The organism is Streptomyces sp. NPDC040610, from assembly GCF_055594065.1.
Genome location: NZ_JBVIXA010000025.1, coordinates 26,527 through 44,694 on the forward strand (window position 1 = coordinate 26,527; position 18,168 = coordinate 44,694).

The following is an 18,168-nucleotide window of genomic DNA, read 5'->3' on the forward strand; positions in this document are numbered from 1 at the left end:
ACGCTCCCGGCGCCCCTCGTCCCCCGTCCGGCGGCGCGCGGTCTGACGATCTCCTGATCCGATCGGGCGACTTGTGGGCCCCGTGCGGCCCGGAACGCGGCAGGGCCTGAACTAGGCTCTGAAAGCGTCCCGACCGGAGTCCCGGCGGGTTCGTGCGCAGGCGGACGGGAGCGTTACCCGTGACGGATCAGGCGGTCGACACGGACGGTTCGGCGCGTGGCGCGCCCTCGCCCAGCGGCGCGGCGGCCCCCGCGGACGGCAGCCGATTCGTCGGCCGCCACCGGGAGTTGAAGGAACTCCGCGCCGACATCGACCGCGCCGGGCTCGACACCCTCGCCGGCCGCAAGGCGCCCCGCGCCCGCGTCCTGCTCGTCGCGGGCCGCCCCGGATCCGGCCGCACCGCCCTCGCCGAGGAACTCGCCAGGCAGCTCGCCGACGCCTACCCCGACGGGGTCCTGCGCGCCCGCCTCACCGACCCCGACGGCGCCGCCGTCCCCACCGAGCGCACCGCCCGCGAGCTGCTCGACGCGCTCGGCGCGCCCGCGCCCGCCGGGGCGGACGAGGACGACCTCGCGGGAGCCCTGCGGGACGCGCTCGACGGCCGCCGCGCCCTGCTCCTGCTCGACGACGTGACCGACGGCGAGGGCGGCGCACAGGTCGACCCGCTGCTCCCGGACACCCCCGACTGCCTGGTCCTCGCCGTGTCCGCGGGCCCGCTGACCGGCATCCCGGACGTCCGCCCCTGCACCCTGGGCGGCCTGGACACCAAGGCCGCCCTCGACCTGCTCGCCCGCAGCGCTGGATCGGTGCGCATCACCGTCGACCCGCGCTCCGCGGAGAGCCTGGTCGAGGCGTGCGGCGGGAACCCGGCCGCGCTCGTCATCGCGGGCGGCTGGCTCGCGGCCCGCCCCAAGGCCGCCGTCGCCGACCTCGCCAAGCAGGTCAGGGACTGCCCGGAGGAGGGCGCCGCGGACTCAGGTCTTGCCCGGGTCTTCCAGCACACCTATGCCGCGCTGCCCGCGCCCGCCGCCCGGATACTGCGACTGCTGAGCCTCGCCCCCGCCGGGTACGTCGACCCGCACACCGCGTCGGCGCTCGCGGGCTGTTCGGTGTCCGCGGCCTGCGCCACGCTCGACGACTTCGTCGCGCTCGGCCTGCTGCGTGCGGTGGCCTCGCCGCTGCCGCAGTACGAGGTGCCGGGGTGTCTGGTGCCGCTCCTGCGGGAGTTGACGCAGACTCAGGACCGGCCGGGGGAGGTGCAGTTGGCGCGGGCCCGGATGCTGGAGCGGACCGTGCGGCTGCTCCAGTCCTGCCGGGCGGTCACCGAGCCCGACGGCTCGGCGGCGCGCAAGAGACTCGCCGGGCTGCCCCGGGCGCTGCGCTTCCCGACCCCCCGCGCCGCCGCCGAGTGGCTGCGGATCCGGCAGCCGGCGCTGCTCGCCGCGGCCCGGCTCGCGGTCGCGGACGGCGACCTCGACACCCTCGCCCGCCGTCTGATGGCCGCCCTCGCCCGGGCCCTGGTCGCGCACCGGGGCACACGGGACGCGGCGCCCGAGCTGTACGCCGTCCACCAGCTCGTCCTCGGCGTGGCCGAGCGCCGCGACCTGCCGCGGGAGCGGGCCGCCGCGCTTTTGAACCTCGCCGACCTGGACGCGCAGACGGGGCGGACCCACGAGGCCCTGGCCCGCTATCGCGCCGCCCTCGACCACGGCCGGGCCGCCGGGGACCCGTATGCGACCGGCCGCGCGATGGAATCCGTAGGCGGTGCCTACCAGGAGCTGGGGGACTGGGCGCGGGCCGCCGACTGGTACGGCAGGGCCCTCGCCCAGCGCCTGGCCCGCGACGAGCGCGCCGACGCCGCCCGGCTGTACGGCCGCATCGCCACCACCCACACCTACGCGGGCCGCTACGGCGAGGCCCTGCGCAACTGGCGCTCGGCCGTCGCGGGCCTGCGCAAGTTCGGCGACGTCGCGGGCCGGGCGCGGGCGCTGAGCGAGATGGCGCGCGTCCAGGAGTACGCGGGGCGGCCCGAGGAGTCCCTGCGCACCTGCCAGGAAGCGGCCGAATGGGCGCGCGAGGCGGCGGACGTACGCCTCCAGGCGGCGCTGCAGGTGCGGCTCGCGGACACCCTGGAGCGCCTCGGCGATCCGACCGCCGCCGGGCTGCACCGGGCGGCCGCCGAGCGCATGCTGGGAAGTGAGTTTCCCGAGGTCGCAGGGCCTGCGCCCCAGGATCGGGAAGAACATCACAATGAAGATGGACCACCGGCCTCCGCCTACGAAATCCGTAGTGCATCCGGCCAAGATTGAAGCTTTGAAAGGCTGGACAGCGGGAAATCCTTCATTAGACTGGCTCCGCCGCGTGCTTCGTGGTGTCTTCCGATGCGCTCGTTTGCGTACCGGTATGTACTCCATTGTCCGAACCCCCCCCTCAGAGCCAAGGACCGTGATCGACGTGAAGGTCGGCATCCCCCGCGAGGTCAAGAACAACGAGTTCCGGGTGGCCATCACCCCCGCCGGCGTGCACGAGCTGGTGCGCCACGGCCACCAGGTCGTCATCGAGCGCGACGCCGGTGTCGGCTCCTCGATCACGGACGGCGAGTACGTCGCCGCCGGTGCCGAGATCCTGGAGACCGCCGACGAGGTGTGGGCCACGGCCGACCTGCTCCTGAAGGTCAAGGAGCCGATCGCCGAGGAGTACCACCGCCTCCGCAAGGACCAGACGCTCTTCACCTACCTGCACCTGGCCGCCTCCAAGGAGTGCACGGACGCCCTCCTGGAGTCCGGCACCACCGCCATCGCCTACGAGACGGTGGAGCTGCCCAGCCGCGCCCTGCCGCTGCTCGCGCCGATGTCCGAGGTCGCGGGCCGCCTGGCCCCGCAGGTCGGCGCCTACCACCTGATGCGCGCCAACGGCGGCCGCGGTGTGCTGCCCGGCGGCGTCCCGGGCGTGGCCGCGGGCAAGGCCGTCGTCATCGGCGGTGGCGTCTCCGGCTGGAACGCCGCGCAGATCGCCATCGGCATGGGCTTCCACGTGACCCTGCTCGACCGCGACATCAACAAGCTCAAGGAAGCCGACAAGGTCTTCGGCACGAAGATCCAGACCGTCGTCTCCAACTCCTTCGAGCTGGAGAAGGCCTGCCTGGAGGCCGACCTCGTCATCGGCGCCGTGCTCATCCCGGGCGCCAAGGCCCCCAAGCTCGTCACCAACGAGCTGGTGTCGCGGATGAAGCCCGGAAGTGTCCTTGTCGACATCGCGATCGACCAGGGCGGCTGCTTCGAGGACTCGCGTCCCACCACGCACGCCGAGCCGACCTTCCCGGTCCACAACTCGGTCTTCTACTGCGTCGCCAACATGCCCGGCGCGGTGCCCAACACCTCCACGTACGCCCTGACCAACGCCACGATGCCGTACATCGTCGAGCTGGCGAACCGGGGCTGGGTCGAGGCCCTGCGCCGCGACCCCGCGCTGGCCCTGGGTCTCAACACCCATGACGGCAAGGTCGTTTACAAGGAGGTCGCCGAGGCGCACGGTCTCGAGCACGTCGAGATCGAGTCGCTGCTCGGCTGACCGCCACGCCGACCACGGCTTTTCCGTCGGCTTGGGTCAACGGAAGTCGTCAATCTCACGCCCGCGGCCGGACCTTGTGAGGGGTCCGGCCGCGGGCGGTTGGGCGTACACTCGCTCAACTCGCCTTGTACGTAAACATTTGGGCGATTCGTCCACCACGCAAACGCGGCGATGCCATGCAGTGCGCCCTTGACATCGGGATGTTCCATTGCCGACACATCGGGCCGGGTCCGGCGGATTGTGTTGCTGCGGAGTGGTGACACGCCATAGAGTCGCCAACCGTCGGCATGGTGCCACGCTGACCTATCTAGAAATTTCCTGGTCACCAAGGAGGTAAGACGACTTGTGAATGAGTCGACATTTGCTCCCGGGGGTGGTCAACCAGGAATGACTGGACGAGGCCAAGGCCCCGTCGGGCTTCAGGCTGTCGGCTCCGTCGCTGTCCGCACCTTCGAAGCCCGCCAGAGTCCGCAGCCGACACAGTCAGCACCCCAGAGCATGGATGGCCATCACGTGAACGCCATGGCCGGCGACCGGAGTGGCGAGAACACCACCCCCACCTCTCTCGCCGACTACGAGGAACTGCCCCAGGGTCACTTCTACGACCCCGACGCGGAGTACGAGCCCGATCCCGAGTACGCGGCCACGCTCGCCCCGGATGCTGCCCGTCAGCGCCGCGAGCGCATCGGCCCCACGGGACGCCCGCTGCCGTACTTCCCGATCCCGGGGCCGTTGACCGACCACGGCCCCGCGAAGATCATCGCGATGTGCAACCAGAAGGGCGGCGTCGGCAAGACCACGTCGACCATCAACCTGGGCGCCGCGCTCGCGGAGTACGGGCGCCGGGTGCTGCTCGTCGACTTCGACCCGCAGGGCGCGCTCTCGGTGGGTCTCGGTGTGAACCCGATGGAGCTCGACCTCACCGTCTACAACCTGCTCATGGAGCGGGGCATGTCGGCGGACGAGGTCCTGCTGAAGACGGCGGTCCCCAACATGGACCTGCTGCCCAGCAACATCGACCTCTCCGCCGCCGAGGTGCAGTTGGTCAGCGAGGTCGCGCGCGAGTCCACGCTGCAGCGCGCGCTCAAGCCGCTGATGGCCGACTACGACTACATCGTGATCGACTGTCAGCCCTCGCTCGGTCTGCTCACCGTCAACGCGCTCACCGCCGCGCACAAGGTGATCGTGCCGCTGGAGTGCGAGTTCTTCGCGCTGCGCGGTGTCGCCCTGCTCACCGAGACCATCGAGAAGGTCCAGGAGCGGCTCAACCCCGACCTGGAGCTCGACGGCATCCTCGCGACGATGTACGACTCGCGCACGGTGCACAGCCGCGAGGTCCTCGCGCGCGTGGTCGAGGCGTTCGACGATCACGTCTACCACACGGTGATCGGGCGGACCGTGCGCTTCCCGGAGACCACGGTCGCCGGTGAGCCGATCACGACGTACGCCTCGAACTCGGTCGGCGCGGCCGCCTATCGCCAGCTCGCCAGGGAGGTGCTCGCCCGGTGTCACGCCGAGTGAGTCTGCCGGGGGCCGACGAACTGTTCCGCACGACCGGGGGGATGGCGCTGCAGGCGTCCACCCCGCGGCGCCAGGCGAATGGCGAGGCGAGGGTGCCCGCTCCTGCGGGCGAGAGCGACGAGGCGGCCGCCGAGGAGTCCCACGCCGCCCCGCAGGGGGACGAGGAGTCCTCCGAGCACGCGGAACACGCCGCCGCGGACGCGGAGTCCGGCGGCGGTTCGCGCAGCCGGTCCGCGGCCGGTACCGACGCCGAGAAGGCGTCGGGGCGGCGGGCGGCGCAGGAAGGTTCTGCCAGCCCCGCCGCCGGGGGCAAGTCCGCGAACGCGGCCGGGGGTACGTCCGCGCAGGCGCGGCGCCGGGCCCGTGCCGCCAACCGGCGGCCCAGCGGGCGTGAGCGGCACGACGAGAAGATCACCGTGTACGTCTCCGCCGAGGAGCTGATGGACCTCGAACACGCGCGGCTCGTGCTGCGCGGGGAGCACGGGCTCGCGGTGGACCGGGGGCGCATCGTGCGCGAGGCGGTGGCCGTGGTGCTCGCCGACCTCGAATCGCGGGGGGACGCGAGCATTCTCGTACGACGGCTGCGTGGGCGGTAGCGGTACCTTTCCGCGTAGTGCCCCGCCGTTGCCGCTTCCTTGGATCGTGAATGTCTGCCGACGCCGTTTCCGCCGAGTCCCGTCGTCCGAGACGGGCGCTGGGGCGGGGCGGGGCGGCCCCTTCCCCGAGCCCGCCCCTTCCCGAGACCGGCGGCGAGGCCCCGGAGCCCCCGGAGGCCCTGGGCGACGAAGAGCAGCGGCAGCGGGATCCGGAGCCTGTCGGCGAGGAGGCCGAGCCGTCGCCCGACGACGGGCGGTTCAAGGTTCGGCTCGCGAACTTCGAGGGGCCCTTCGATCTGCTGCTCCAGCTCATCTCCAGGCACAAGATGGACGTCACCGAGGTCGCGCTGTCCAAGGTGACCGATGAGTTCATGGCGCACATCCGGAGCATGGGGCCGGACTGGGATCTCGATCAGACGACCGAGTTCCTGGTGGTCGCGGCGACGCTGCTCGATCTGAAGGCGGCGCGGCTGCTGCCCGCCGCCGAGGTCGAGGACGAGGCCGACCTGGCGCTGCTCGAAGCACGGGACCTGCTGTTCGCGCGGCTGCTGCAGTACCGCGCGTACAAGAGGATCGCGGACATCTTCAGCGGGCGGCTCGACGAGGAGGCACGGCGCTATCCGCGCACCGTCGGCCTGGAGCCGCACCACGCCGAGCTGCTGCCCGAGGTCGTCATCAGCATCGGCGCCGAGGGGTTCGCCAAGCTCGCCGTGAAGGCGATGCAGCCCAAGGCGAAGCCGCAGGTGTACATCGACCACATCCACGCCCCGCTGGTGAGCGTGCGCGAGCAGGCCGCCGTGGTCGTGGCACGGCTGAAGGAGCAGGGCGAGGCCAGCTTCCGTGCCCTGATCGAGGAGCTGGGGCCCGACGACACCCTCACCGTCGTCGCCCGCTTCCTGGCGCTCCTCGAGCTGTACCGGGAGAAGGCCGTCGCCCTGGAGCAGGAGGACGCGCTCGGCGAGCTGACGGTGCGCTGGACCGGCGGGGACGGCGAGGCGGAGCCGACCGTGACCGACGAGTTCGACCGGGCCCCCGAGCCGGACGAGGAGAGGAAGCCGTGAGCGCAGTGCAGCAGGGGAGCGCAGGGCAGCAGGAGAGCCCCACAGGAGACCTGCGGGCCGCCGTCGCCGAGCTCGACCTCAAGCCCGCCCTGGAGGCCGTCCTGATGGTCGTGGACGAGCCCGCGACCGAGGAGCACCTGGCGAAGGTCCTCGAACGCCCCCGGCGGGCCGTCGCCGACGCGCTGCGGGAGCTGGCCGACGAGTACACCGTGCAGGGCCGCGGCTTCGAGCTGCGCCTGGTGGCGGGCGGCTGGCGGTTCTACACCCGGCCCGCGTACGCCCCCGCCGTCGAGGGCTTCGTCCTGGACGGGCAGCACGCCCGGCTCACCCAGGCGGCCCTGGAGACCCTCGCCGTCGTCGCCTACCGCCAGCCGGTCAGCCGGTCGCGGGTCTCGGCGGTGCGCGGAGTGAACTGCGACGGGGTCATGCGCACCCTGTTGCAGAGGGGTCTGGTGGAGGAGGCGGGCGCGGAACCCGAAACAGGTGCGATCCTGTACAGGACGACGAACTACTTCCTGGAGCGGATGGGCCTGCGCGGCCTGGACGAGCTCCCCGAGCTCGCGCCCTTCCTCCCCGAGGCGGACGCGATCGAGGCGGAGACCCAGGAGGGTGTCCCGTCGTTCGACCCGGACGCACCCGATGCGCCGGGTTACGAGGACGCAGACGACTAAGACGGACATTTGATGCGAAGCAGCAGCGGCAGGAACAGCAGCGGAAACAACGGCGGGAGCCGTGGTGGCAACAGCGGCGGCCGCGGCAACAGTGGCGGCCGCCCCAGCGGTGGCGGCCGAGGCAACAGCGGCGGCCGTCCCACGGGCGGTGGCCGCGGCAACAGCGGTGGCGGCGGCCGCGGCGACTACCGGGGTGCCGGTGGCGGTCGCGACGACCGGCAGGGCAGCGGCCGCCCCAGCAAGCCCCGCCCCGAGGAGCGGCGCTACGACGTGGGCCCCGGCGGCACCCAGGACGGCCCGAAGTCGGGTCGCGGCGCGTCGGCGCGCGGCGGCGCCAAGGGCGGCCCCAAGCGCGGCCAGGAGCAGCGCGGCGCCGGTCGCGGCCGCCCGGCCCCGGCGTACTCGCGCGAGTACGAGACCCGGGCCGAGGAGCGCAACCGCGAGCGGTACGCGGGCAAGCCCAAGGTGAGCCCGCCCAAAACCTTCCCGGGCGCCGAGCAGGAGGGCGAGCGGCTGCAGAAGATCCTCGCCCGCGCGGGCTACGGCTCGCGGCGCGCCTGCGAGGAGCTGATCGAGCAGTCCCGCGTCGAGGTCAACGGCGAGATCGTCCTGGAGCAGGGCCTCAGGGTCGACACGGACAAGGACGAGATCAAGGTCGACGGCCTGACGGTGGCCACGCAGTCGTACCAGTTCTTCGCCCTGAACAAGCCCGCAGGTGTCGTCTCCACCATGGAGGACAACGAAGGGCGCCAGTGCCTCGGCGACTACACGAACAACCGCGAGACGCGGCTGTTCCACGTGGGCCGGCTCGACACCGAGACCGAGGGCGTCATCCTGCTCACCAACCACGGCGAGCTGGCGCACCGCCTGACCCACCCGAAGTACGGCGTGAAGAAGGTCTACCTCGCGCACATCGTCGGCCCGATCCCGCGCGACCTGGGCAAGCAGCTCAAGGACGGCATCCAGCTTGAGGACGGCTACGCCCGCGCGGACCACTTCCGCGTCGTGGAGCAGACCGGCAAGAACTACCTGGTCGAGGTGACCCTCCACGAGGGCCGCAAGCACATCGTGCGCCGCATGCTGGCCGAGGCCGGGTTCCCGGTCGACAAGCTGGTGCGGGTCGCCTTCGGCCCGATCACGCTGGGCGACCAGAAGTCGGGCTGGCTGCGCCGCCTGTCCAACACCGAGGTCGGCATGCTGATGAAGGAAGTCGACCTGTAGGCCTGCCCCAGGTCTTCGTGGGTACGTCGTCGGCCGCTCGCTCCCGGATCGGGTGCGGGCGGCCGCCGTCGTTCCCGGGTGGGCGCCCGGCTGCCGTGTCCGGCCGTCTGGGATGCTGTGCGGATGATCGAAATCAGCGCGGCAGACCTGGGCTCCGTCGTCGCGGAACAGCCCGACCCGCTGGTCTTCGCCACGGTCTCGGGGGCCCATCTGTACGGGTTCCCGTCCCGGGACTCCGACGTGGACCTGCGCGGGGTCCATCTGCTGCCGGTGCGGGACCTGGTGGGGCTGCGGGAGCCGGAGGAGACGCGGTCGCGAGGGGGGTACCTCCCTGTTCGAGCGGAGCCGGGAACTCGGGGGCGGGTGCGCGACGGCGTCGAGCTGGACCTCGTCACGCACGACCTCAGGAAGTTCGTCCGGCTGCTGCTGCGGCGCAACGGCTACGTTCTCGAGCAGCTGCTCTCGCCGCTCGTGGTGCACACCGGCGCGCTGCACGAGGAGCTGGTCGCGCTCGCGCCCGGCGTGCTCACCTCGCACCACGCGCACCACTACCGGGGCTTCGCGGCCACCCAGTGGAAGCTGTTCGACCGCAGCGGCGAGCTGAAGCCGCTCCTGTACACGTTCCGGGTGCTGCTGACCGGCATCCACCTGATGCGCACCGGCGAACTCCAGGCCCATCTGCCCACGCTGCTCGACGAGGCGCACGCCCCCGCCTACCTGCCGGAGCTGATCGCGGCCAAGCGCGAGGCCGAGCACGGCGCCGCCGACGTCGACCACGCGCGCGTGGCGGCCGACGTCGAGCGCCTGCACACCGTCCTGGACGAGGCCCAGGCGGCCTCAGACCTGCCGGACGCCCCCGTCGCGTACGACGCGCTGCACGACCTCGTCGTACGGGCCCGCCTCCAGGGCCTCCAGGGCCTCCAGGGCTGAGGCCCGGCGGGCGCGGAACAGGAAGTCCTCGACGCGCCGCCGGTCCGGCTCCGGGGGCAGCGGGGTGCGGTCCGCCGCCGCGTCCGCCTCCGCCGCGAGGCGCGTCATCCACGCCTCCACCTCGGGCCAGCCGACCTCGCCGCGCTTGACGGCGAGCAGCGCGTCGCGCCGGTCGCCGACGTCGATGGTCAGCTCGCCCGTCAGGAGCAGGTCGCGGCAGCTCATCAGGAGGCGCAGCAGGTGCATGGCGTGCTTCCAGCGCGGGGCGCCGTGGGTGCGGACGTCCGCGTCGAGCTTCTTGCGCTGGCCGAGGGCGTAGCGGGCGAAGGTCTCGTGGGCCTGGCGGGACAGGAAGGCCGTGCGCAGGGCGAGGAGTTCGCGGCCGGTGTCGGTGACGTGCTCGACGAGCGGGGAGTGCAGGCACTCCAGGACGTTCGGGTTGGCGCGCAGAGCCAGCTCGCAGAAGCGTTCCAGCTCCCAGCCGAACTGCTCGTCGGCGGGGCCGTCCACGTGCGTCGGGGGCTTCTCGAAGCGCCAGAACAGCGGGGTCGGCGCGAGGAACACCCCGCGACGGTCGGTGTCGCTGTCGTCCGTGGCCAGGCCGAAGGCGCGCGAGCCCATGACGCAGGCGTAGATCGTGTGGTCGCGCACCAGGTCGTGCGGGTCGAGCGGGTCCGGGGGGAGCGGCGCCGGGTTCATGCCCGGAGGGTACGGCCTCGCTCAGGTGAGCCTGATGGAATTTCCGCTGACGTCGATGCCGCGCGGCGGCAGCGGGCGCGGCGCAGGGCCGCCCGCGACCGTCCCGTCCGCCACCCGGAACCTACTGCCGTGGCACGGGCAGTTGACCGTGCCGCCGTCGACGTCCCGGACCGTGCAGCCCGAATGCGTGCAGACCGCCGAGAAGGCCTTGAAGTCGCCCTCGGCGGGCTGGGTGACGACGACCTTCTCGTCCTTGAAGACCTTGCCGCCGCCGACCGGGATGTCCGACGTCTTCGCGAGCACCGGCCCCTTGGGCGCCTCGCCGGTCGCGTCGGACGAGCCGCCGGACCGGGACGCGGCCGGGCTGCTGGGCGGCGGCTCCGGCTCCGCGCCCTCGTCGCCGTACTTCGAGCACCCGGTGGCCGCGGCGGCGGCCAGCGCTCCCGCCGCCAGGGCCGTGCGCCGGGTGGGGCGCCCGCCGCCGCTCACGTGCTCACCCCGAACGTACGGAAGAACCACAGCGCCGACGTCAGCCACACCACCGTGAGCACCGCGAAGACGAGCCCGCCCACCACCGGGAGCAGCCAGCCGGGCAGCCGTTCCGAGCGGAGCAGGAGCATCTTGGCGCTGAACGCCCCGAAGAAGAAGCAGCCGAGGGCGGAGTGCCACAGGACGCGCGTCGTCGTTGTCTGGTACCCGAAGGCGTACAGGCAGTGCACCGCGACCGGCACCGCCACCAGGAACGCCACCCGGCCCGACCAGCGGTGCAGCCCCGCCGACCAGGACGGGCCCGGCAGCTTGCCGTACACCATCAGGGCCGACACGACCTGGAGCACCGCGAAGCCGAGGGCCGTCGTGCCGAGCCAGGACTTCACGGCGCCGGTGCTGCTGAACCCGGCCAGGTTGAAGGCGGTGCCCTCCGGGTCGTGGACCTTGCCGTACGCCCCGAGGCCCACCGCGACCACGGCGGCGACCAGGGCGGGCACCAGATAGCGGGCCGGGTGCGCGCGGGGCGGGCCGCCGGCGCCGGGCGGCACGGGGAAACCGCCCTGGGTGGGGGCGTTCGGGTCGACGCTCATGAGGGCTCCCTGGGGGACGCGGGGTCGCGTGCGGGCGGGGTCAGGGCACCACGGGGCGTGCGGTGAGGCGGCCGCCGTCGGCCAGGGCGACGGCTCCGGTGGCCGGGTCGAGCCGGGGGGCCTCGGCGGGCTCCCCGTCGCGGGTGAGGATGCCGACCTGGCTGCCGTCGGCCTGGACGATCCAGCCGCCGTCGAGCTTCTCGCCGCGCACCTCGGACGTGGCCCGGTACACCCCCGCAGGCTTGCGGGTCTTCGGGGCGGTGAACGCCCAGGTCCGCTTGCGGATGTCGACGGTGCCGCGGACCTTGTCGCCGACGATCCTGCCGTCCAGCTTCGCGCCGTGCTTGCCGGTCAGACGCATCGACCCGTCGTCCTCGACATCGCCCTTGAGCCAGGACTCGGTGGTGCGGCCGTCGCAGAAGTACGCGACCGCCTCGCCGTCACGGAGCGTGATGGCGATCGAGGCCGAGTCGTCGTCGGTGCGGCCCGCGTACCGGGCGTCGGCCGGGGGCTTCTCGGTGGGCTTGGGCGAGGGCGTGCGGCTGGGGTTCGGGCGGTCGCCCGGGGCGCTCGTGGTGGGTGACGCGGCCGGTTCGACCGTGTCGGACGAGGAGTCCGAGTACGACGAACTGCCCGTCCCCGACGTCGCGTTGACCGACAGCATGAACAGGGCCAGCACCAGCCCCGCGAGCAGCGTGAACAAGGGTCCTGAGCGCTTCATACGTGCCCCCCGAGGCGCGTGGCCTGACCCTCCATGCAAGCCGACCCGCACCCCGGCGTCCAGAGGCGCACGGAGGCTGTGCGCCCGTGGTGCGGGTGGGGCGCGCGCCGGTTGCGCCAAGTGGCGGGGGGCGTCGCCGCGGGTGACATTGGCAAGGTCCGGGGCCCCTGCCCGCGCGGGCGGGGCCCGGCCACGAACCGAAAGGCAGTACGACCATGGCGGGTAACGATCTGGGCGGTCTTCTCGGCGGTCTTCTCGGCGGCGGCCGACAGGGCGGGGCCGCGTCCGGAGGCGGCGCCAACATCCTCGGCGCGCTGCTCGGCGCGTTGATGAGCAAGGGCGGCGGCAACAACCCGCTGGGCGGACTCCTGGACGGGCTGACCAAGGCCGGGTTCGCCGACCAGGCCCAGTCGTGGGTGGGCCCCGGCGAGAACCAGCCGGTGAACGGCGAGCAGGTGCGGCAGGCGGTGCCCGACGACACGCTCCGGCAGGTCGCCGAGCAGGCGGGCGTCTCGCCCGAGCAGGCCGCGGACGAGATCGCCCAGGCGCTGCCGGGGGCCGTCGACCAGCTCACCCCGGACGGCCAGGTGCCGTCCGGGTCCCTGGAGGACATCATCCGCCAGCAGCAGCTCTGACGCGGACGCGAGGTGCGCGGCGGCCGTCTCGGCAGACGGGCGCCGTGCACGCGTGTCCGGGGGCCTGACTACCCTTGCCGTACAGAAAGAACAGCGCACGCGAGCGAGGAGCAGCACGGTGGCGGTACGAGCGGTGCGGGGCGCCGTCCAACTGGAGCGGGACGCGGCCGACCACATGAGTGAGCAGGTCGGCGCGCTGCTCACCGCCGTCCTTGAGCGGAACGGACTGACCGCCGCCGACCTGATCTCCATCTGGTTCACGGCGACCCCCGACCTGCACAGCGCCTTCCCGGCCGCCGTGGCCCGCGAGCTCGGCCTCGCCGACGTGCCGCTGATCTGCGCCCAGGAACTCGACATCGACGGGGCCATGCCGCGCGTCGTGCGGATCCTCGCCCACGTCGAGTCCGACCGGCCGAGGTCCGGGATCGCACACGTCTACCTCGGCGCGGCCGCCGCACTCCGCAAGGACATCGCCCAGTGAGAAGCGCCCTCGTCATCGGCACCGGCCTCATCGGCACCTCCGCCGCCCAGGCCCTGGCCCGCCGCGGCGTCACCGTCCACCTCGCCGACCACGACCCGGAGCAGGCACGCACCGCGGCCGCGCTCGGGGCGGGCACCAGCGAGCCCCCGGCCGGACCCGTCGACCTGTGCGTGGTCGCCGTGCCGCCCGCGCACGTCGCCGCCACCCTCGCCGAGGAGATGCGGCGCGGATCGGCGCGCGGCTACCTCGACGTGGCCAGCGTCAAGGGCGGGCCGCGCCGGGAGCTGGAGTCCCTCGGCCTGGACCTCACGCCGTACATCGGTACGCATCCGATGTCGGGGCGGGAGCGCAGCGGGCCCCTCGCGGCCACCGCCGACCTCTTCGAGGGGCGGCCGTGGGTCCTCACGCCGACGCGGGACACCGACACCGAGGTCCTGAACCTGGCCCTGGAGCTGGTCGCGCTGTGCCGGGCCGTGCCCGTCGTCATGGACGCCGACGCCCACGACCGGGCGGTCGCGCTCGTCTCGCACATGCCGCACCTCGTCGCCAGCATGGTCGCCGCCCGCCTGGAGAACGCGGAGGAGGCGGCGGTACGCCTCTGCGGCCAGGGCATCCGCGACGTCACCCGCATCGCGGCGTCCGACCCGCGGATGTGGATCGACATCCTGTCCGCGAACCCCGGCCCGGTGGCCGACCTGCTCGCGGAGGTCGCCTCCGACCTCGACGAGGCCGTGACCGCGCTGCGCGGCCTGCAGTCCGCCGACGAGTCCAAGCGGCAGGACGGCGTCACCGGCGTCGAGGGCGTGCTGCGGCGCGGCAACGCGGGCCAGGCCCGCGTCCCCGGCAAGCACGGCTCCGCACCCGCCGTGTACGAGATCGTGGCCGTCCTCATCGACGACCAGCCCGGCCAGCTCGCCCGGATCTTCGCCGACGCGGAGCGGGCCGGCGTCAACGTCGAGGACGTCCGCATCGAGCACGCCACCGGCCAGCAGGCGGGCCTCGTCCAGCTCATGGTCGAGCCGCAGGCGGCACCGGGGCTCGCGGCGGGGCTGCGGGAGCGCGGCTGGTCGCTGCGGCAGTGAGGGGCGCGGGGGGCTCACGGCCCGGGGGCGGGGCAGGCCGGGGGCGCCGCCCGGAGCCTCCGGGCGGGCCTCGGCCCGGGACCGGGAAGGGCCCCACTCAGGAGCCAGTAACCTTGTGCGGGGCGCCGAGCAGGCGGCCCACCCCGTCCCCCGCACCGAGAAAGGTGTCCGCTCCCCGTGGAATCCGTGGAAAAGACCGCCGCCGCAGGCCCGGCCCCCGTGATCGTCGCCATCGACGGGCCCTCCGGCACGGGGAAGTCCAGCACGTCCAAGGCCGTCGCGGCCCAGCTCGGCCTGAGCTACCTGGACACCGGCGCCCAGTACCGGGCGATCACGTGGTGGATGGTGGCCAACGGCATCGACCTCACGGACCCGTCCGCCATCGCCGCCGCGGCCGGCAAGGCGGAGATCGTCTCGGGCACCGACCCGTCCGCCCCGACCATCACCGTCGACGGCACGGACGTCGCGGGCCCGATCCGCACCCCCGAGGTCACCTCCAAGGTGAGCGCGGTCAGCGCCGTCCCCGAGGTGCGCACCCGGATCACCGAGCTGCAGCGCTCGATCGCCGCCGCGGCCGAGCTCGGCATCGTCGTCGAGGGCCGGGACATCGGCACCACGGTGCTGCCCGACGCCGACCTCAAGATCTTCCTGACGGCGTCCCCGGAGGCCCGCGCCGCCCGCCGCTCCGGCGAGCTGAAGGGCGCCGACGTCGCCACCACCCGCGAGGCCCTCATCAAGCGGGACGCCGCCGACTCCAGCCGCAAGACCTCGCCCCTCGCCAAGGCGGACGACGCCGTCGAGGTGGACACCACCGAGCTCACGCTGCAGCAGGTCATCGAGTGCGTCGTCACGCTCGTCGAGGAGAAGCGGGCCGGGAAGTGAGTCCGGTTCCATCGACGCGCGGTGCGTCCGCCCCGCGCGTCGCCCCCTCCGAGCGCGGCGCCGACGTCGGCCGCCGCATCGGCGTGGGCCTCATGTACGGCCTGTGGAAGCCCCGCGTCCTGGGCGCCTGGCGGGTCCCCGCGACCGGCCCGGTGATCCTCGCCGTGAACCACTCGCACAACGTCGACGGCCCCATGGTCATGGGCGTGGCGCCCCGGCCGACGCACTTCCTGATCAAGAAGGAAGCGTTCGTCGGGCCGCTCGGCCCGTTCCTGCGGGGCATCGGCCAGCTCCAGGTCGACCGGACCACGGCCGACCGCACGGCCATCACGGACGCGCTGGCCGTCCTGGACCAGGGCGGGGTCCTCGGGATCTTCCCCGAGGGCACCCGGGGCGACGGCGACTTCGCCTCGCTGCGGGCGGGCCTCGCGTACTTCGCGGTGCGCTCCGGGGCGCCGATCGTGCCCGTGGCCGTCCTCGGCAGCACGGAGCGGCGCGGCCGCCTCATAAAGCAGCTGCCACCGCTGCGCAGCCGCGTCGACGTCGTCTTCGGCGACCCGTTCGACGCGGGCGACGGCAGCGGGCGGCGTACGCGCAAGGCGCTCGACGAGGCCACCGTGCGCATCCAGGGGCAGCTCACCGCCCACCTGGAGAACGCCAGGCGCCTCACCGGGCGCTGAGTAAGACTTTCAGTAGTGGACCGCCGCGCGGCGGCCACCGATCACCACGATGAACGACGAGGTACGGACTTCATGAACGACCAGATCCAGCCCGAGGGCGAGGGCTCGGCCCAGCACGCCGAGCACGACCACGGTGCGCTTGGCGACGCCGAGTATGCAGCGTTCATGGAGCTCGCCGCCGAAGAGGGCTTCGACATCGAGGACGTCGAGGGCGCCATCGAGGCGGCCGGGCACGGCCCGCTGCCGGTGCTCGCCGTCGTCGGCCGCCCCAATGTCGGCAAGTCGACGCTCGTGAACCGCATCATCGGCCGCCGCGAGGCCGTCGTCGAGGACAAGCCGGGCGTCACCCGCGACCGCGTCACCTATGAGGCCGAGTGGGCGGGCCGCCGCTTCAAGGTCGTCGACACCGGCGGCTGGGAGCAGGACGTCCTCGGCATCGACGCGTCCGTGGCCGCCCAGGCGGAGTACGCGATCGAGGCGGCCGACGCCGTCGTCTTCGTCGTGGACGCCACCGTCGGCGCGACGGACACCGACGAGGCCGTCGTGCGCCTCCTGCGCAAGGCGGGCAAGCCCGTCGTGCTGTGCGCCAACAAGGTCGACGGCCCCTCCGCCGAGGCGGACGCGGCGATGCTGTGGTCGCTCGGCCTCGGCGAGCCGCACCCGGTCTCCGCGCTGCACGGCCGCGGCACCGGCGACATGCTGGACGCCGTCCTGGAGGCGCTGCCGGAGGCGCCCGAGCAGAGCTTCGGCACGGCCATCGGCGGCCCGCGCCGCATCGCGCTCATCGGCCGCCCGAACGTCGGCAAGTCCTCGCTCCTGAACAAGGTCGCGAACGAGGAGCGCGTCGTTGTCAACGAACTGGCGGGCACCACCCGCGACCCGGTCGACGAGCTCATCGAACTCGGCGGCGTCACCTGGAAGTTCGTCGACACCGCCGGTATCCGCAAGCGCGTGCACCTGCAGCAGGGCGCCGACTACTACGCCTCGCTGCGCACCGCCGCCGCCGTCGAGAAGGCCGAGGTCGCCGTCATCCTGATCGACGCCAGCGAGTCGATCAGTGTGCAGGACCAGCGCATCGTCACCATGGCCGTGGAGGCGGGCCGCGCCGTCGTCCTCGCGTACAACAAGTGGGACACCCTCGACGAGGAGCGCCGCTACTACCTGGAGCGGGAGATCGAGACGGAGCTCGCGCAGGTCGCCTGGGCGCCGCGGGTGAACGTCTCGGCGCGCACGGGCCGGCACATGGAGAAGCTGGTCCCGGCGATCGAGACGGCCCTGGACGGCTGGGAGACGCGCGTGCCGACGGGGCGTCTGAACGCCTTCCTCGGCGAGCTGATCGCCGCCCACCCGCACCCGGTCCGCGGCGGCAAGCAGCCCCGCATCCTGTTCGGCACCCAGGCGGGCACGAAGCCGCCGCGGTTCGTGCTCTTCGCCTCGGGCTTCATCGAGCACGGCTACCGCCGCTTCGTGGAGCGCAGGCTCCGTGAGGAGTTCGGCTTCGAGGGCACCCCGATCCACATCTCGGTGCGGGTGCGCGAGAAGCGCGGCCAGAAGACCCAGAAGAAGAAGTAACGGCGGTACGAGGCAGGGGGCGTGCCCGCCCCCGAGCGCGCGCACGCGACGATGCCCGGCCTTCCACGGGGAAGGCCGGGCATCGGCTTGTGGGGGCGGGGCCCGCGGCGCCCGGCGTCAGCGCTCGCGGCGCGGGCCCGGCGGGAGCGCCGCCGGGAAGAGCTGGCCGTAGCCGGTGTGGTCGGCCTGGCTCGGCTGGCCGTAGCGGGCGACGTGGAAGGGGCTGTGCCGGGGGTCGTGCCGGGGGTCGTAGCGCGGGTCGTGCCGGACCGGGTGGCGCGGTTCGTACCGGGCGTCGTGCTGACCGGCGCCGTGCTGGCTGCCGTAGGGCGCGGTGCCGAACGCGTTGAACCTGAGTTCCTCCTCGCCGATCCGGTCGCCGGGCAGGGCGCGGAACGCCCTCATGTACTCCGAGTACAGCGCGTCGTAGATCGGCGTGGCCGAGTGGGCGCCCGAGACGTCCTGCGCCGTGCGCATGGACGGGATGGGGCTCTGGTACGGCCGGTGGGGTGAGGGATCGTATGCGTGCACGTCTGGGCCAACGACCCCGGGGCCGGACGGATGCGGGGAAAAGCACCGCATTCGCCTGGTAGGCGGCAGTGGCCGCCCGGGTGGGGGGGGGGGGGGGGGGGGGGGGGGAGGGGGGGGAGGGGAGGGGGGGGGGGGGGGGGGGGGAGGGAGGGAGGGGAGGGAAGGGCTACAAGGGCGACAACACCTTCTTGCACGGCTACACCTTCGGCGGCCACACGGTCTCCGCCGCTGTCGGC

19 protein-coding genes are annotated in these 18,168 nt (G+C 73.2%); 14 read left to right on the plus strand and 5 right to left on the minus strand.

Annotated elements, in window-relative coordinates; translation table 11 throughout:
• Positions 1-179 precede the first annotated feature (179 nt).
• From ACZ6AA_RS40265 to ACZ6AA_RS40300, 8 genes are all read left to right on the plus strand, one after another.
• Positions 180-2,309 (plus strand): tetratricopeptide repeat protein, encoded by a 2,130-nt coding sequence (locus tag ACZ6AA_RS40265; RefSeq protein WP_471463485.1) that lies wholly within the window; start codon positions 180-182, stop codon positions 2,307-2,309.
• Between the two features lie 136 nt (positions 2,310-2,445).
• Positions 2,446-3,570 (plus strand): alanine dehydrogenase, encoded by a 1,125-nt coding sequence (ald, locus tag ACZ6AA_RS40270; protein ID WP_471463487.1) that lies wholly within the window; start codon positions 2,446-2,448, stop codon positions 3,568-3,570.
• A 387-nt stretch (positions 3,571-3,957) separates the two neighbouring features.
• A complete protein-coding gene (locus tag ACZ6AA_RS40275) occupies positions 3,958-5,091 on the plus strand; it encodes a ParA family protein (RefSeq protein WP_468452703.1) in 1,134 nt (377 codons plus the stop codon).
• Positions 5,076-5,687: a hypothetical protein gene (locus ACZ6AA_RS40280; protein WP_468452705.1), complete on the plus strand. Its 612-nt coding sequence runs from the start codon at positions 5,076-5,078 to the stop codon at positions 5,685-5,687. The genes ACZ6AA_RS40275 and ACZ6AA_RS40280 overlap by 16 nt, the downstream gene beginning before the upstream one ends.
• 50 nt (positions 5,688-5,737) lie before the next feature.
• On the plus strand, positions 5,738-6,748 hold the full coding sequence (locus ACZ6AA_RS40285; RefSeq protein WP_471463489.1) for a segregation and condensation protein A: 1,011 nt from the start codon (positions 5,738-5,740) through the stop codon (positions 6,746-6,748).
• A gap of 50 nt (positions 6,749-6,798) precedes the next feature.
• Positions 6,799-7,419 carry an SMC-Scp complex subunit ScpB gene (gene scpB / locus ACZ6AA_RS40290; RefSeq protein ID WP_468453471.1) on the plus strand — a complete coding sequence of 207 codons (621 nt, stop codon included), beginning with the start codon at positions 6,799-6,801 and terminating at the stop codon, positions 7,417-7,419.
• Positions 7,420-7,431: 12 nt separating this feature from the next.
• A complete protein-coding gene (locus ACZ6AA_RS40295; RefSeq protein ID WP_468452708.1) occupies positions 7,432-8,640 on the plus strand; it encodes a pseudouridine synthase in 1,209 nt (402 codons plus the stop codon).
• Positions 8,641-8,763: 123 nt separating this feature from the next.
• Positions 8,764-9,570, plus strand: a complete 807-nt coding sequence (locus ACZ6AA_RS40300) for a nucleotidyltransferase domain-containing protein (RefSeq protein ID WP_471463491.1) — start codon at positions 8,764-8,766, stop codon at positions 9,568-9,570.
• On the opposite strand, the gene ACZ6AA_RS40305 is transcribed toward ACZ6AA_RS40300, so the two are convergent.
• Genes ACZ6AA_RS40305 through ACZ6AA_RS40320 form a run of 4 tightly spaced genes read right to left on the minus strand, consistent with a single transcriptional unit; the run spans position 9,478 to position 12,069 of the window.
• Entirely contained in the window at positions 9,478-10,269 is a 792-nt protein-coding gene (locus tag ACZ6AA_RS40305; protein ID WP_471463493.1) for a nucleotidyltransferase domain-containing protein, read from the minus strand. The genes ACZ6AA_RS40300 and ACZ6AA_RS40305 overlap by 93 nt on opposite strands.
• A 21-nt stretch (positions 10,270-10,290) precedes the next feature.
• On the minus strand, positions 10,291-10,758 hold the full coding sequence (locus tag ACZ6AA_RS40310) for a Rieske (2Fe-2S) protein (protein WP_468452713.1): 468 nt from the start codon (positions 10,756-10,758) through the stop codon (positions 10,291-10,293).
• Positions 10,755-11,348 carry a DUF6529 family protein gene (locus ACZ6AA_RS40315; protein WP_468452714.1) on the minus strand — a complete coding sequence of 198 codons (594 nt, stop codon included), beginning with the start codon at positions 11,346-11,348 and terminating at the stop codon, positions 10,755-10,757. The genes ACZ6AA_RS40310 and ACZ6AA_RS40315 overlap by 4 nt, the downstream gene beginning before the upstream one ends.
• Before the next feature lie 40 nt (positions 11,349-11,388).
• Positions 11,389-12,069 (minus strand): hypothetical protein, encoded by a 681-nt coding sequence (locus tag ACZ6AA_RS40320; protein WP_471463495.1) that lies wholly within the window; start codon positions 12,067-12,069, stop codon positions 11,389-11,391.
• A gap of 167 nt (positions 12,070-12,236) precedes the next feature.
• Between ACZ6AA_RS40320 and ACZ6AA_RS40325 the strand changes: the two genes are divergently transcribed.
• From ACZ6AA_RS40325 to der, 6 genes are all read left to right on the plus strand, one after another.
• Positions 12,237-12,704 carry a YidB family protein gene (locus tag ACZ6AA_RS40325; RefSeq protein WP_471463500.1) on the plus strand — a complete coding sequence of 156 codons (468 nt, stop codon included), beginning with the start codon at positions 12,237-12,239 and terminating at the stop codon, positions 12,702-12,704.
• Positions 12,705-12,822: 118 nt separating this feature from the next.
• On the plus strand, positions 12,823-13,185 hold the full coding sequence (gene aroH, locus ACZ6AA_RS40330) for a chorismate mutase (protein ID WP_468452717.1): 363 nt from the start codon (positions 12,823-12,825) through the stop codon (positions 13,183-13,185).
• Entirely contained in the window at positions 13,182-14,267 is a 1,086-nt protein-coding gene (locus ACZ6AA_RS40335; RefSeq protein ID WP_468452718.1) for a prephenate dehydrogenase, read from the plus strand. Before aroH ends, ACZ6AA_RS40335 begins: the two co-directional genes overlap by 4 nt.
• A gap of 186 nt (positions 14,268-14,453) precedes the next feature.
• Entirely contained in the window at positions 14,454-15,149 is a 696-nt protein-coding gene (cmk, locus tag ACZ6AA_RS40340; RefSeq protein ID WP_471463502.1) for a (d)CMP kinase, read from the plus strand.
• Entirely contained in the window at positions 15,107-15,829 is a 723-nt protein-coding gene (locus tag ACZ6AA_RS40345) for a lysophospholipid acyltransferase family protein (protein ID WP_471463497.1), read from the plus strand. The genes cmk and ACZ6AA_RS40345 overlap by 43 nt, the downstream gene beginning before the upstream one ends.
• Before the next feature lie 72 nt (positions 15,830-15,901).
• On the plus strand, positions 15,902-17,401 hold the full coding sequence (gene der, locus ACZ6AA_RS40350; RefSeq protein WP_468452722.1) for a ribosome biogenesis GTPase Der: 1,500 nt from the start codon (positions 15,902-15,904) through the stop codon (positions 17,399-17,401).
• 117 nt (positions 17,402-17,518) lie between these two features.
• On the opposite strand, the gene ACZ6AA_RS40355 is transcribed toward der, so the two are convergent.
• On the minus strand, positions 17,519-17,878 hold the full coding sequence (locus tag ACZ6AA_RS40355) for a hypothetical protein (protein ID WP_469006114.1): 360 nt from the start codon (positions 17,876-17,878) through the stop codon (positions 17,519-17,521).
• Positions 17,879-18,168 lie beyond the last annotated feature (290 nt).

What these genes read in the sequence shown, in the direction of transcription:
- ACZ6AA_RS40275 (WP_468452703.1), top strand. Translation starts at nt 3,958, where the DNA reads ATGACTGGACGAGGCCAAGGCCCCGTCGGGCTTCAGGCTGTCGGCTCC.
- ACZ6AA_RS40285 (WP_471463489.1), top strand. Translation starts at nt 5,738, where the DNA reads ATGTCTGCCGACGCCGTTTCCGCCGAGTCCCGTCGTCCGAGACGGGCG.
- ACZ6AA_RS40295 (WP_468452708.1), top strand. Translation starts at nt 7,432, where the DNA reads ATGCGAAGCAGCAGCGGCAGGAACAGCAGCGGAAACAACGGCGGGAGC.
- ACZ6AA_RS40300 (WP_471463491.1), top strand. Translation starts at nt 8,764, where the DNA reads ATGATCGAAATCAGCGCGGCAGACCTGGGCTCCGTCGTCGCGGAACAG.
- ACZ6AA_RS40305 (WP_471463493.1), bottom strand. Translation starts at nt 10,269, where the DNA reads ATGAACCCGGCGCCGCTCCCCCCGGACCCGCTCGACCCGCACGACCTG.
- ACZ6AA_RS40315 (WP_468452714.1), bottom strand. Translation starts at nt 11,348, where the DNA reads ATGAGCGTCGACCCGAACGCCCCCACCCAGGGCGGTTTCCCCGTGCCG.
- ACZ6AA_RS40320 (WP_471463495.1), bottom strand. Translation starts at nt 12,069, where the DNA reads ATGAAGCGCTCAGGACCCTTGTTCACGCTGCTCGCGGGGCTGGTGCTG.
- der (WP_468452722.1), top strand. Translation starts at nt 15,902, where the DNA reads ATGAACGACCAGATCCAGCCCGAGGGCGAGGGCTCGGCCCAGCACGCC.
- ACZ6AA_RS40355 (WP_469006114.1), bottom strand. Translation starts at nt 17,878, where the DNA reads ATGCGCACGGCGCAGGACGTCTCGGGCGCCCACTCGGCCACGCCGATC.